The sequence below is a fragment of the Streptomyces beigongshangae genome (genome assembly GCF_019710745.1).
Taxonomy (GTDB): domain Bacteria; phylum Actinomycetota; class Actinomycetes; order Streptomycetales; family Streptomycetaceae; genus Streptomyces; species Streptomyces beigongshangae.
Map to the genome: position 1 here is coordinate 121,533 of NZ_JAHKJW010000011.1, position 13,058 is coordinate 134,590.

General features: G+C 72.1%; 14 protein-coding genes. 6 read left to right on the top strand and 8 right to left on the bottom strand.

Annotated features, from left to right (window positions below):
* Positions 1-10: 10 nt before the first annotated feature.
* Positions 11-2,962 (bottom strand): SpoIIE family protein phosphatase, encoded by a 2,952-nt coding sequence (locus KM933_RS11225; protein WP_221350850.1) that lies wholly within the window; start codon positions 2,960-2,962, stop codon positions 11-13.
* A 211-nt stretch (positions 2,963-3,173) separates the two neighbouring features.
* On the opposite strand from KM933_RS11225, the gene rpmG reads away from it, so the two are divergent.
* The 3 genes from rpmG (at position 3,174) to KM933_RS11240 (ending at position 4,342) form a co-directional block, all read left to right on the top strand.
* Positions 3,174-3,338, top strand: a complete 165-nt coding sequence (gene rpmG, locus KM933_RS11230) for a 50S ribosomal protein L33 (RefSeq protein WP_221350851.1) — start codon at positions 3,174-3,176, stop codon at positions 3,336-3,338.
* Positions 3,339-3,423: 85 nt separating this feature from the next.
* Positions 3,424-3,546, top strand: a complete 123-nt coding sequence (gene ykgO, locus KM933_RS11235; RefSeq protein WP_221350856.1) for a type B 50S ribosomal protein L36 — start codon at positions 3,424-3,426, stop codon at positions 3,544-3,546.
* 232 nt (positions 3,547-3,778) lie between these two features.
* Positions 3,779-4,342: a snapalysin family zinc-dependent metalloprotease gene (locus tag KM933_RS11240; protein ID WP_221350858.1), complete on the top strand. Its 564-nt coding sequence runs from the start codon at positions 3,779-3,781 to the stop codon at positions 4,340-4,342.
* A 201-nt stretch (positions 4,343-4,543) separates the two neighbouring features.
* Here KM933_RS11240 and KM933_RS11245 read toward each other — a convergent pair whose 3' ends face one another.
* Positions 4,544-4,786 (bottom strand): DUF6411 family protein, encoded by a 243-nt coding sequence (locus KM933_RS11245; RefSeq protein ID WP_221350860.1) that lies wholly within the window; start codon positions 4,784-4,786, stop codon positions 4,544-4,546.
* A gap of 267 nt (positions 4,787-5,053) precedes the next feature.
* Positions 5,054-5,518, bottom strand: coding sequence for an ATP-binding protein (locus KM933_RS11250; RefSeq protein WP_430727300.1), 465 nt, complete (start codon positions 5,516-5,518; stop codon positions 5,054-5,056).
* Positions 5,519-5,863: 345 nt separating this feature from the next.
* Here KM933_RS11250 and KM933_RS11255 point away from each other — a divergent pair, with 345 nt between their 5' ends.
* A complete protein-coding gene (locus KM933_RS11255) occupies positions 5,864-7,594 on the top strand; it encodes a serine/threonine-protein kinase (RefSeq protein ID WP_308013342.1) in 1,731 nt (576 codons plus the stop codon).
* A gap of 20 nt (positions 7,595-7,614) precedes the next feature.
* Here KM933_RS11255 and KM933_RS11260 read toward each other — a convergent pair whose 3' ends face one another.
* From KM933_RS11260 to KM933_RS11270, 3 genes are all read right to left on the bottom strand, one after another.
* The gene (locus tag KM933_RS11260) at positions 7,615-7,884 is read right to left on the bottom strand and encodes a helix-turn-helix domain-containing protein (protein WP_221350864.1); all 270 of its coding nucleotides are present in this window, start codon (positions 7,882-7,884) and stop codon (positions 7,615-7,617) included.
* Positions 7,884-8,381: a DUF2975 domain-containing protein gene (locus KM933_RS11265; protein ID WP_221350866.1), complete on the bottom strand. Its 498-nt coding sequence runs from the start codon at positions 8,379-8,381 to the stop codon at positions 7,884-7,886. The genes KM933_RS11260 and KM933_RS11265 overlap by 1 nt, the downstream gene beginning before the upstream one ends.
* 93 nt (positions 8,382-8,474) lie before the next feature.
* Positions 8,475-9,431 (bottom strand): alpha/beta hydrolase family protein, encoded by a 957-nt coding sequence (locus KM933_RS11270; RefSeq protein WP_221350987.1) that lies wholly within the window; start codon positions 9,429-9,431, stop codon positions 8,475-8,477.
* Between the two features lie 209 nt (positions 9,432-9,640).
* Here KM933_RS11270 and KM933_RS11275 point away from each other — a divergent pair, with 209 nt between their 5' ends.
* Positions 9,641-10,087: a helix-turn-helix domain-containing protein gene (locus KM933_RS11275; RefSeq protein ID WP_221350868.1), complete on the top strand. Its 447-nt coding sequence runs from the start codon at positions 9,641-9,643 to the stop codon at positions 10,085-10,087.
* A 129-nt stretch (positions 10,088-10,216) separates the two neighbouring features.
* Entirely contained in the window at positions 10,217-10,630 is a 414-nt protein-coding gene (locus KM933_RS11280; protein WP_221350870.1) for a VOC family protein, read from the top strand.
* Here the strand turns inward: KM933_RS11280 and ppk2 are convergent.
* The gene (gene ppk2 / locus KM933_RS11285) at positions 10,608-11,627 is read right to left on the bottom strand and encodes a polyphosphate kinase 2 (protein ID WP_430727301.1); all 1,020 of its coding nucleotides are present in this window, start codon (positions 11,625-11,627) and stop codon (positions 10,608-10,610) included. The two genes, KM933_RS11280 and ppk2, sit on opposite strands and share 23 nt — an antisense overlap.
* Positions 11,628-11,814: 187 nt before the next feature.
* Positions 11,815-13,005, bottom strand: a complete 1,191-nt coding sequence (locus KM933_RS11290) for a PP2C family protein-serine/threonine phosphatase (protein WP_221350875.1) — start codon at positions 13,003-13,005, stop codon at positions 11,815-11,817.
* Between the last annotated feature and the right edge of the window lie 53 nt (positions 13,006-13,058).

Sequence of the window (13,058 nt, forward strand, 5' to 3'; positions counted from 1 at the left end):
GTCGTCGTCCCTACGAGTCGTCGTCCTCGGAGAGGAGCGCGTCCAGGTCCGCCGCGAACATGTCCGCCATGTCCGCGTCGAGGAACGCCAGGTCCTCGGCACCGGACGTCCGGCCGGTTCCGCCGGCCGGTCCCGTCCGGTCGCCGGGGCCGCGCAGGCACTGCTCGGTCCAGATGCACTTGCCCGTCTGCGTGTAGCGCACCCCCCAGCGCGCGGAGAGCGCCGTGACGAGCTGCAGTCCGCGGCCGCCCTCGTCGCTCTCCGTCGCGCGGCGGATGCGGGGCATCGTCAGACTGCCGTCGAAGACCTCGCAGATCAGCTCGGCGCCGTACAGCAGGCGGAGCCGGACCGGACCCCTGGCATGGCGTACGACATTGCCCACCAACTCGCTGACCAGGAGTTCCGTGGTGGGTACGAGGTCGTCCAGGCCCCAGTCGGCCAGCTGCCCCCGGACGTGGCGGCGGGCCTCGCCGGCCGCCTTGGGGGCCTTGGGGAGGGGCCAGACGGCCATCCTGTCCCGGGGCAGGGCGTGCAGCCGGGCGACGAGGAACGCGGCGTCGTCGGCCGACTGCTGCTCGGTGGGGAGCAGCCCCGCCGTCAGGGCGTCGCAGAGGCGCTCCAGATCCGCGCTGGTGCCGTCCTCGTGCGTGGTCCGCAGGAGCCGGGCCAGGTCCGCCATGCCCGTGTCGATGTCCCGCTTCGCCGACTCGACCAGACCGTCGGTGTAGAGCACGATCAGACTTCCCTCGGGCACCGGCATCTCGACCGTCTCGAACGGCGGTTTGGCCGCGCCCAGCGGCGGATCGGCGGCCGGCTCGGGGAAGTGGACGCTGCCGTCGGGGTGTACCAGGGCCGGCGGGGGGTGCCCGGCACGGGCGATGGAGCAGGTCCGGGTGGTGGAGTCGTAGAGCGCGTACAGACAGGTGGCGTACGACTCCTCGTTCAGGCCGCCGACGATGTCGTTGAGGTGGCTCATGATCTCGTCGGGAGGCAGTTCGAGGTCGGCCAGGGTGTGCACCGCGGTGCGCAGGCGGCCCATGGTGGCCGCCTCGGGCAGACCGTGACCCATGACGTCGCCGACGACGAGGGCGACCTGGCCGCCGGACAGCGGGATGATGTCGTACCAGTCGCCGCCGACGTCCATGCCCTGGCCGGCCGGGAGGTAGCGGGCGGCGGCCGTGCACGCGGCGAGTTCGGGCAGGCCCTGGGGGAGCAGGCTGCGCTGGAGCTCGCGGGACCGGGCGTGCTCGGCGTCGTAGAGCCTGGCCCGCTCCAGGGCCTGCGCGACGAGGGCGCTGATCGTGGACAGCAGGGTGCGCTCCTCGTCGGTCAGGACCCGCGGCCGGTCGAACGACACGACACAGACCCCGAAGGTGTGCCCGGACGCGGCCATCGGCAGGAACGCCCACGCCTGCTTGCCGGACGCCGCGAGCATGTCGGCCAGGGCCGGCGAGTGCGCGACGAACTCCTCCGGGGACGACAGGAACAGCGGTGCGCCGGACGCGATCGGTTCCCAGGCCGGGTCGCCGACGCTGCGGGTACGGCTCTCGCGCAGGTGCAGGAACTCCTCCGAGAAGCCGACGGCACCGACCCGGTGCAGCCGGTCGCCCTCCACGACCTGCACCAGCAGCCCGGTGGCGGCGAACGGCGGAAGCACCCGCCGGGCCACGGCGTCCACCACGTCCTGCGTGGTCGTCGCCCCGGCCAGCTCCGTGGTCAGCTCGGCCATCCGGGCCGCCCGTTCGGCCGTGGCCCGCTCGGCCGACTCCTGCTCCTCGTCCAGGCGCCGCTTGTCGGTCACGTCGGTGAAGTAGATCGTGCGGCCGTCGGGTCCGGGGACCAGCCGCAGGTGGTAGAGACGTCCGGTCCGCGGCGAGCGCACGTCGAAGCCGACGGGCTTCTCCTGCGCGGCCGCCTCCCGGCAGCGCTCCTCCAGGCCGGGGACCCGCCGCGCGGAGGGGAAGTCCCAGAGCAGGCGCCCGAGCAGTTCCTCCTCGGGGAACCCGAGGGCACGCTCCGCCTCCAGGTTGGCGAAGGTGATCCGCCACCGTTCGTCCACGGCCAGGAAACCGTCGCTCATGTGGCGCAGCACCCGGCCGAGGGCGGCACGGGCGGAGCGGGACCCGCCGCTCTCCCAGCCCACGCCGATCATCCGCAGGGCCTCGCCCCGGTCGTCGTACGTGGCCCGGCCGCGGGCCTGCGTCCAGCCGTACGAGCCGTCCGGGTGCCGCACGCGGTACTCGGCCTCGTACACGGCGCGCTCCTGGATCGCCCGCTGCGCCGCCGCCAGGGTCGGTGCCAGGTCGTCCGGGTGGATGACCCTCAGCCAGTCCTCGATCCTCCCGGTGAACTCGGCGGGCCCGGTGCCGTAGAGCTCCAGCGCCGCCTCGTCCCAGACCAGGGCACCGGTACGGATGTCCCAGTCCCACGACCCGACCCTGACCTCCTCCAGCGCCTGCCGCAGGTGCTCGCCGGGCCCGGTGCGGTCGGGCCGGGACGGCGGGGGCGCCTGGAGGAGGCGTTCCTCGGCCCAGGTGACGACGGCCCGCAGGAAGTCCCACTGCTGCGGCGTGGGCTCGCCCCGTTCGCCCGTCAGGACGGTGAGCGTGCCGATGCGGCGGCCGCCGCCGGACACCGGCAGCGCGGCGAGACCGGAGCCGGGCCAGACGGTGCCTTCCGGTTCCGGTTCCGGCTCCCGCCCGCGCCACACACCGCCGCCCCGGCGAAGCGCGAGGGCCGGAGCCGACGGCCCCTCCTGGTCGACGATCTCCCACGAGCGGGTGAGTGCGGAAGGGAGGCCGGCGGAGGACACCAGACGCAGGGCGGACATGGGGCCGCGCAGATGGACGCCGCCGCCGAGGGCACCCAGCTCCGTCACCGCGTGCTGCAGCGCCAGCCGGAAGACCTCGCTCTCCGCGGCACCGGGGGCCACCGTGCCGAGAAGATCCAGCCGTGCGTTCATATCGGGAACCCTATCGCTCCCACCTCGGAGGACCTCGTTTTTCGCAGGACCCTCACCGCTCTTTCGGACTGCTCCGCACGGGCTCCGGAGATCCGGCTCCTGCCGGGGCGGCGGGGGAATACCACCGGGGCGGACCCGGTTGTACCGCATGTGAATGACATGGCCCCATCAATCCAGGTGGGTGTCCGGGGGGGTGAGGAAGGAGAAGTCCATGGCTGCCAGAGGTGCGCGTCCGGTGGTGACGCTGAAGTCCACGGCCGGAACGGGTGCGACCTACGTGACGCGGAAGAACCGGCTGAACGACCCCGACCGGCTGGTCCTGCGCAAGTACGACCGGGTGGCCGGGGAGCACGTCCTCTTCCGCGAGGAGCGGTGAACGGGGCCGTCGCCGCCCGGCGTACGGCTGTCGGACGACGGCAGGCCGGTGACGGGGCCCGGTCCGGCGGAAGGGGAGCACGGTCATGAAGGTGCGCAAGTCGTTGCGCCTGCTGAAGGCCAGGCCCGGCGCGCAGGTGGTGCGCCGGCGGGGCAGGGTCTTCGTGATCAACAAGAGGGACCCGCGCTTCAAGGCCCGTCAGGGCTGACGTACCGCGGACCCGTGGGCGGGCCCGGTTCCCCGGAAGGGGGCCGGGCCCGCGTCCGTGCCGGGGCCGCCGCCACCCCGGGCACTGTCCCGCGCTGCCGTTCCGGGTCCGCGCGGACGCACGGCCGGGACGTGCGGCCGAATTGACGGATTGGCGTCCGCCTCCGGTGGGCAGGGAGCCAGGCGTGTCATGTCATGAGCACGACTGCCTTTCCCCCACAAGGAGGTCGACCATGCACGTCCGCAAGCTGACAAGTGGATTCGCCGCCGTCCTGGCGGTGTCCTTCTCCCTGATCGGCGGTCAGGCCGTGGCCGCCCCGGCCCCGGCCGCGGAGACCGCCGCCGCACGGGTCGTCACGTACGACGCGAGCGGTTCCGCGGAGTTCAGGACCGCGGTCGACCGGGGCGCCGCGATCTGGAACGAGAGCGTCGACGCGGTCGAACTGCGGCCCGTCGCGTCCGGACAGCGCGCCAACGTACGGGTCCTCGCGGACAACGGCTGGCCCCGCGCGGTGACCACCTCGCTGGGCAACGGAACCGTCTACATCGGACGGCAGGCGGTCGACCAGGGGTACAACACGGTCCGCATCTCGTCCCACGAACTGGGGCACATACTCGGTCTGCCGGACCGTAAGCCCGGCCCGTGTTCGAGCCTGATGTCCGGCTCCAGCGCGGGGACCGCATGCACCAACCCGTACCCGAACGCCGCGGAGAAGGCCGAGGTCGAGGGCAACTTCGGAGGCGAGCTCACGGGGACGGGCGGGGCGGTACCGGTCGGCGTCACGATCGTGGACTGACGCGCCGACGCACACCGGTACACCGGGCTCCGGCACGACCCGCACGGCCCGCACGAGCCGGGCGGGCCGGCTCGGACGCGGGAGACCGGACGGGAACAGCCGTACGCCCCGGAGCGGATGCCGCGTTCCGGGGCGTACGGGCGGTGGGCCGGGCGAGTGGTGGGCCGGACCGGGCACCAGGCCCGGTCCGCGCGGCGGAGGTCAGAAGGGCATACGGCTCCGGGTGCGACGGCCGGCCGAGCCGCTGCGGCCCACCGCACGGGAGCCGCTGCTGAAGGGCTTCTGGAGCAGCTTGCCCAGGAAGCCGGGCGCCTTGCCGCCGGCCCGCGCACCGGCGCCGAGCGGACGCTGCGTGCCGCGCTGGGCGTGGTGGGAGAGACGGGGGACCAGGAAGGCCAGGACGGCCAACAGCACACATACGCCAATGACGGCGGCAATAACCACGAGTCGACTCCCTACGATCGGTGCGATGTATGACGGGTGCCCCGGTGTGCGGCGCGTACGCCCGCCGGGCGGAGAAAGCCGGGAGGGGACGCGGGCCGGGAGGGAACGCGAGCCGGCCCGGTGGCGCACGGGCCCGGCGGGCGGCGTACGCCGAAGCCGAAGGCGGCGCGGACCGGGCCGCCGACGGCCCCGGACTGCCCACAGTGCCCGGCGCACCTGGGTACCGGCACGCACCGGGCGTATCGCCCGGTGGCGGAGGCCGGGGTGTCAGTGGGTGTCGAGACCGGGATCCGTGAGCAGGGCGATCCGGACGGTGATCTGTTTGCCGACCGGCTGCCGCTGGACCTCGAAGCCCTCGCAGACGGCCATGACGATCTCCAGACCGTGCTGGCCCACCCGTCCGGGATCCGACGCCCTGGCCATCGGCAGGACCGGGTCGCTGTCCCAGACGGCCACCTCGAGCATCCCGCCCACGATCCGCAGATCGAGCAGGACCGGCCCCGGCGCGTACTTCAGGGCGTTGGTGACCAGCTCGCTCACCACCAGCTGGGTCAGGTCCATCGCACGGGCCGTCACCGGCAGGCCGTGCTCCGCCTGGGCCCGCGAAAGGAAGTCGACCGCGAGGTGGCGCGCCTCGGCGATGCAGTACGTATCGCCTTCCAGGGCAACCGTGGTCTCTATACGGTCACGCTGCGGTGCCATACGGCCCCCGCCCTTGATCATTCGGTCCATGCAGTCCGCCCTCACCCTCTGCTCGCCCGCATGTACCCGCTCTTCCGTCGCATACGCACCTGCGGCCCGCCGGAGTTCATCCGATCGAAAAGAACGGTGGAGTAAAGCCGGAGAGCGGGGGTACTGGCGCCATGTCACAGGAAAGCGGGACGTGGAGCCTGGGGAGGTCGCGCGTCCCGCTTTCCCGTTTCCCCCTCCTCCCCCTCCCCCCGTTCCTCCCGTTCCCGCCTTCCTGTCTTCCCGCCCGCGGCATCCGGCGACAGTGGTTGCGGATCCGTTGAACGCGGGGCATGGCTCACCGCGTACTCCTGGTCACTGAAAGCAAAGCTTCGGTGAGGGATGAGCATGGGCAACACGGATGCCGCCGCGAATGAGCCGATCGCCGGCAGATACCGGCTGCAAGAGGTCGTCCACCGTGAAGTGAACAGCGTGTGCTGGTACGGCGAGGACACCGCGTACGCGCGTCCGCGCCTGCTGACGCGGACGCGCCTGCCGCCCGGTGGCCCGGCCGGGGCCCACCGGGCGGGGACGGCCGTCGCGCGGATCACGCACGCGTCGGAGGTCATGGGGGAGCGGTGTCCGGGCGCGGTCGCGCGTGTCATCGATGTCGTCGTCGACGACGCCGAGGAGCCCGGCGGTCTCTGGACGGTCGTCGAGTGGATCGACGGGATGCCGCTGGGGGAGTTCCTCGACCGGCACGGCGTACTCGATCCCGTACAGGCCGCCCGCCTCGGGCTGGACATCCTCGACGTGCTGGAGTCCGCGCACGACGCGGGCCTCGTCCACGGTGAGCTGAGCCTCGGCCAGGTGTTCGTGCGCGACCACGGGGGCGTGGTCGTGTCCGGTTACGGTCTGGCGGGCGCCGGACCGGTGGCACGGATCGGCGCACCGGCGTACGCGTCACCGGAGCAGGCCCGCGGCGAACCGTACGGTGCGCCCGCGGACCTGTGGGCACTGGGCGCACTGCTCCACACCATGACCGAGGGACGCCCGCCCTTCCGTGACCGCGGCCGGCCGGAGGCGACCTGCAAGGCGATCGTGCGGCTGCCCCCGCGGAGTCCGCGGCGCGCCGGCCCGCTCACCGAGCTCGTGCACGGACTGCTCAGCAAGGATCCGTACGGGCGGTGGACCGGCCCGGAGGCACGGGAAGTACTCGGCCGTGTCCTCGGTGAGCCCGGTGATCCCGACGGCCTCGGAGGCGCCGGTGCGTTCGGCGCGGATCCCACGACTGCACCGGTGGAGGTTCCGCGGCCGGAGACCTCCCCCGCCTTCGTGAGCGTGGCCGCGAACGCAGAGGGCGGCGGAAGACGGCGGAGCCCCGTCCGCGCGGCGCCCGTCGGGGCCGCGGTCGTCGCCGCCGTGGCCGTGGCCGTCACCGTTCTCGCCGTGACCGGTGATGATTCCGGCAGCGGTTCGCCGGCGCCGGACGCGGCGGCCACTCGTACCGCCCCCGTGCTCCCGACCGGCGACGGGATCGCGCCCGGTGCGTCGTCCGTGCCGTCCGTGCCCGGTGCGACGGCCCCCACCGGATCCCCTTCCCGGACGGCCTCCCCGTCCCAGCCCGTCCCCTCGCCCTCCCCGTCGGCACCCGGTGCCGGTGCCGGTGCCCTGCCGGCCGGTTTCCGTGTGTTCACGGCGCCGGAAGGGTTCGCGGTCGCCCTCCCCGCGGGCTGGGAGCGCATCGACACCGGCCGCGCGCGGGACGGCTCCTACCGGGTCGTCCTCGGCGCGGACGGCGACCCGCGCAACCTCGCCGTCACCTACAGCACGCGCGTCGGCTCCGACCCGGTCGCGGTGTGGCGGGACACGGTGGAGCCCACGCTCCGGCAGGGGGCGGGATACGACAGGCTGGGCGCGATCCGTGCGACGACCTATCAGGGCCGTGCGGCCGCGGACATGGAGTGGGTGGACGAGGCCGAGGGCACGCGCGTGCGCACCTTCGGCCGGGGATTCCTCCTCGGGGGCGGTGAGGGGTTCTCCCTCCGCTGGACCACCCCGGACGCCGAGTGGGACGAGGCGGGCAACCAGCGGGCGCTGAAGACCTTCCTGGCCACCTTCCGCGGCTCGGCGGACTGACCCGGGGGAGGGGGGCCGGCTCACCCCGCCCCGGCGGGGCCCGTGGCGTCCCCGACGCGCACGCGCTCCGCGCCCCCGGCCTCGTCCCCGGCCTCCCACCGCAGCAGGTCCCCCGGCTGGCACTCCAGCGCTTCGCAGAGCGCGGAGAGGGTGGCGAAGCGTACGGCCTTGGCACGGCCGTTCTTGAGGACCGCGAGGTTGGCCGGCGTGATCCCGACCCGCTCCGCGAGCTCGCCCACGGACATCTTCCGCCTGGCCAGCAGCACGTCGATGTCGACGACGATCGGCATCAGATGACCTCGGCCAGTTCGGCCCGCAGTTGCGTCGCCTCGACGTCCCGGGCGACGGCCTGGGCGAGCAGCATCCGCAGCACGAGCACGATGAGCGCGACCCCCAGGACCGCCACGACGACCCCGCAGATCAGCAGGACCACGCCGGGGGCGACGGCTTCGCCCGGCGCCAGGACGACGGCGAGCGCGAACACCACCAGGGCGGCTGCCACGAGGGCGCCGATCACGATGTGCACGTACCGGAAGGCGGCGGGGGAGAACACGGTTCCGCGCCGCACCATCGTCACCAGCCGCCACACACAGACGAGGACGACCTGGACGGTCACGACACCCAGGACGACGATCGCGAGGACAGGAACACGCAGGTACGCGTACTCGCTGTCGAGCCCTTCCAGGTCGGCGGCCAGCAACGGCACCATCACGGCCTGGACGAACACGGACCCGACGGCCAACGCCACCAGTACGGCCCGCAGCGCCAGCACTGTCAGTTTCCCCATCACCCCTCCAATAATCGACTTACGATGGAAATCTATCGAAAGTCGATAGGTCAGGCAAGGGGCCCCGCTTGCCGGCCTCGGCCCGTGGTCCGGTTACCTGGACTCGATCTTTCCGAGCGGGGCGGCGGCCGACGCCAGGGCGTCACGTGCCGTCTGCCAGGCCGGGTCCCCGGTGCTCAGTTCGCTGCGGAGGTAGGCGGTCGTGAAGTGCTGGACCGCGGCCACCCGTTCGGGGTTCTCGTCGGTGGTCTCGGCGACGTCGTAGCCGGAGATGCCGCCGAGTCCGTGCTCCGCGTCGAACAGGGTGAGCAGGGACTTGGGGCCGGGGGAGAGGGTGTACGGGTCGGTGTGCCAGTCCGGGCCCATGACCGTCAGGTGGGCGGAGGCGTCCTTGTCGCCCGCCACGACGAGCGTGGGTGTCGCCATTCCCGAGAAGTCCGTGGTCGAGAAGAACGGCAGGTTCTCGGCGACGGACTCGGTGAGGGCGTCGCCTCCCCTGCCCGGCGCCGCGAGCAGCACACCCGCCTTGATCCGGGGGTCGCTCAGGTCCACCACCGTTCCGTCGTCCGGATCGGTCAGTCGCGCGCCCAGCAGCAGGCTCGCGGTGTGCCCGCCCATCGAGTGCCCGGCCACGGCGACCTTGCTCCGGTCCAGTCGCCCCCGCAGCTGCGGCACCTCGTCCTCGATCGCGTCGAGCCGGTCGAGGACGAGGTGCATGTCCTCCGCCCGCGAGCGCCAGTGCAGGGGTGCCCCGGGGGTGTCCGGAGGCAGGGTCAGGGTCCTGGAGCTCAGATGCGTCGGCTGGATCACGACGAAGCCGTGCGCGGCCCAGTGGTTGACGAGGGGCGCGTAGCCGTTCAGCGAGGAGAGGTGGTTCGAGTAGCCCTGCCCGTGCGAGAGGAGGACGACCGGCAGGTCGCTTCCGGAGACCGGTGCGGAGATCCGCAGCTCCAGGTCCACGGCCCGGCCGGGCGCCGGCAGCACCACCGGGGCGACCGACAGGACGGGGGTGGGGGTGGGGGTGGTGAAGGCGTTGGCGGGCTCGGTCATCGGATCGCTCATGTTCCGCATGTCCATTCAGAAGGGTTCCGGCGCCGACCCGAAGCGGATCGTCGTTCCGTTTAATATATGGAACCCTGTTCCGCTTTGTCAACGGCAGGCCGACCGGCCGCTCGTACCAGGCGAGGGCCGCCGTGGGACCGGTGACCGGGCGTCCGCCCGCACGCCGTGTGCGCGCGGAACCGTGGTCTGATGACGGGGTGAGCCGCGCCGCAGAAGAGACCAACCGCCGCATGCTGCGGGCGCGGGACGCCATGGACCGCGCCTACGCGCAGTCGCTGGACGTCCCGGCCCTGGCCCGTGTCGCCCATGTGTCCCCGGCGCACTTCGCCCGTACCTTCCGTGCCACGTTCGGTGAGACCCCGCACCGTTATCTGCAACGCCGCCGGGTCGAGCGTGCGATGTTCCTGCTGCGGGAGACCGACCACAGCGTGACGGACATCTGCTTCGAGGTCGGCTTCGGCAGTCCCGGCACCTTCAGCCGGACGTTCCACGACATCGTCGGCCGGTCGCCGCGGACCTACCGGAAGGAAGCAAAGGGGTCAGCGGGGGCGGGGGGAGCGGGGCGCGCGGCGGACGCGGTGGCGGCGGGAGCCGTGGGCGTACCCACGTGCTTCGTCATGGCGTGGACACGGCCGCGCGCCTGAGCGGAGTCCCCTTGAGTGGAGTCCCCTGAGCGGAGTCCTCTGGGCGGAGTCCGGAGTTTTGGGCGCAGGTTCCGGGACGGAGCAGTTCTGGATAAGTTTTCGCCCCGCCCCCTCGGTAGCGTGACGGCCATGTTCACCGCCATCACGCACTCGCAGATATACGTACTCGACCAGGACGAGGCCCTCGACTTCTACGTAGGCAAGCTCGGCCTCGAAGTCAACGCGGATGTCGACCTCGGCTTCATGCGCTGGCTGACCGTGAGCGTCCCCGGTCACCCGGAGCGCCAGATCCTGCTGGAGAGGCCGGGGCCCCCGGCGATGTCGGAGGAGACGGCGGGGCAGGTCCGCGAACTGGTGACCAAGGGAGTCATGGGCGGGCATCTCGTCTTCGCCACGGAGGACTGCCGCAAGACCTACGAGGCGTTGCTGGGCCTGGGGGTCGAGTTCACCGAGGAGCCCACCGAGCGCCCGTACGGGATCGACTGCGGCCTCCGCGACCCCTTCGGCAACAGCATCCGCTTCACCCAGCCGCCGAAGGCCTGACGGGCGAGTCGTCGGGGTGTTCGCCGGGGCCGTCGGTGCGGGACGTCAGCGGCGTGGGGGAGAGGTCCGTCGGTTCCTCGCCGCTCTCCAGCAGGGTGTTGGCCGCGCCGATGATCCGCGGGTCGGCCGTGCCGACGGCCTCCTCGTCCTTCAACTCGTAGTCGCAGAGCAGGAGCAGATGGCGCATGGCCTCCAGGCGGCCCCGGCGCTTGTCGTTGCTCTTCACCACGGTCCACGGCGCGTGCGGCGTGTCCGTCGCCCGGAACATGTCGACCTTCGCCTCGGTGTAGGCGTCCCACAGGTCGAGGGAGGCCAGGTCGGTGGGTGACAGTTTCCACTGCCGGACCGGGTCGACCTGGCGGATGGCGAACCGGGTGCGCTGCTCGGCGCGCGACACCGAGAACCAGAACTTGACCAGCACGATGCCGTCGTCGGCGAGCATCTTCTCGAAGGCGGGCGCCTGGGTGAGGAAGAGCCGGTACTCGTCCGGGGTGCAGAAGTCCATGACGCGTTCGACGCCGGCCCGGTTGTACCAGGACCGGTCGAAGAAGACGATCTCGCCGGCCGTCGGCAGGTGGGGGACGTAGCGCTGGAAGTACCATTGCCCGGCTTCCTTCTCGGTGGGCTTGTCCAGTGCCACCACATGCGCGCCGCGCGGGTTCAGGCGTTCGGTGAAGCGCTTTATGGTGCCGCCCTTGCCGGCCGCGTCGCGTCCCTCGCACACCACGACGATCCGCTGGCCGGTGTCCCGCACCCACTTCTGCAGCTTGAGCAGTTCTATCTGGAGGATCCGCTTCTGCCGCTCGTAGTCCCGCCGGCGGAGCTTCGTCTCGTACGGGTAGTTCTCGCGCCAGGTGTCGAGGGGCTTGCCGTCGCCGTCCAGCAGGATGGGCTGCTCGGGCCGCTCCTCGTCCACCAGCAGTCCGGCGAGCAGTTGCGCCTCGACGGAGGGGTCCTCTTCGCTGTTGGAGGCTGTCGCCTTCCGAGGATCAACCACAGGTGGTCCCTTCATAGCCCGGGCGGCCGCTCCCGCCGGCGGATCGGCGTTCGGGCCTCGTCCCCGTTGGTGTCGCGTGCCCAAGTACCCCGATGTCGTGAACAATCACGGCGGTGGTCGCCGCCGTGATCGCGGCGGCGACCACCGCCGTGCCGTCACCTCGTCACCTCGCCGTCCCAGCACCTCGTCATCCCGCCGTGTCGGTGTCCTCGGCGGGGTGCGGGTCGCCGTGCCAGTCCAGGATCATGACCGTGGCGTCGTCGGCGAGCCTGCCCCGGCACGCTTCCCACACCTTGGCCGTCAGGGTCCGGACGGCCTCCCTGGGGTGCAGTTCCCGGGTCTCGTGGATGAGTCCGGCCAGGTCGACGGCCGCGGCGTCCCGGTCCTGCATCCCGTCGGTGAGCAGTACCAGCCTGTCACCGGGGCGCAGGCGCAGTTCCTGTTCGCGGTAGGGGGTGGGTGCAGGAACGCCGAACGGCAGGTTGACGCCGAGCCTGACCTCCTCGACGGTGCCGTCGCGCAGACGCATCGGCCACGGGTGCCCGGCGTTGACCAGATGGCAGACGCCCGTGTCCAGGCGCACGCACAGCAACTGCCCGGTGGCCAGACCGCGGTTGTGCTTCAGCAGCGCCTGATGGGCGCGCTCCGCCTGTCTGAGCGGATCGCAGCCACTGCGGCGGGCCCCGCGCAGCGCGCCGATGAGCAGGGTGGCCAGCAGGGCGGAGTCGGTGTCATGGCCCATGGCGTCCGTGATCGACAGGTGCAGGGTGTCGCGGTCCAGGGTGTAGTCGTAGGTGTCCCCGCCGATGTCGTCGGCCGGGATCAGCCCCGCGGCCAGGGTGAACTGGGCCGCCTCGCAGCTGGACGCGGTCGGGAGCAGCTGGTGCTGGATCTCCGCGGCCAGGCTGGCGCTGGTGGTGCGCCGGGTCAGGTGGTACAGGTCGGTGAAGCGGCGGTCCGTGACGATGATGTAGGCCAGCGCGTGGGCCGCTTCCCTGACCTGCCTGAGCACGGTGTCGTCGGCGCGTTGCAGGGTCACTTCGAGCACGCCGATGCAGTCCCCGCGGTTGCTGACGGGCGTGATGACGCGCTGTCCGCCCAGGCCGTCCGGCTCGACGTGCTGGCGCTGGCTCTGCAGTACCGCGTCGTAGACGCTCCCGTGCAGGTCGACGGGTTCCGTCTCCTGTGCGGCCTCACCCTCCGTGACCGCGGTGAGCCGCACCAGCTGCTGCCCGATGAGGTCCAGGAACAGGAAGGAGACGCGCTCCGCACCGAACCGCTTCTGCAGGTTGTGTGCGACCACGTCGACGGACTCACCGGGGGGCGCGGCCTCCGCGGAGGCCAGCAGGGCACCCAGTTCCAGATCTCCACCGTCCACGACAACCTCCTATCGGATGGCGATTCTTCTGCCCCGACTTTCCCGGACCTCAC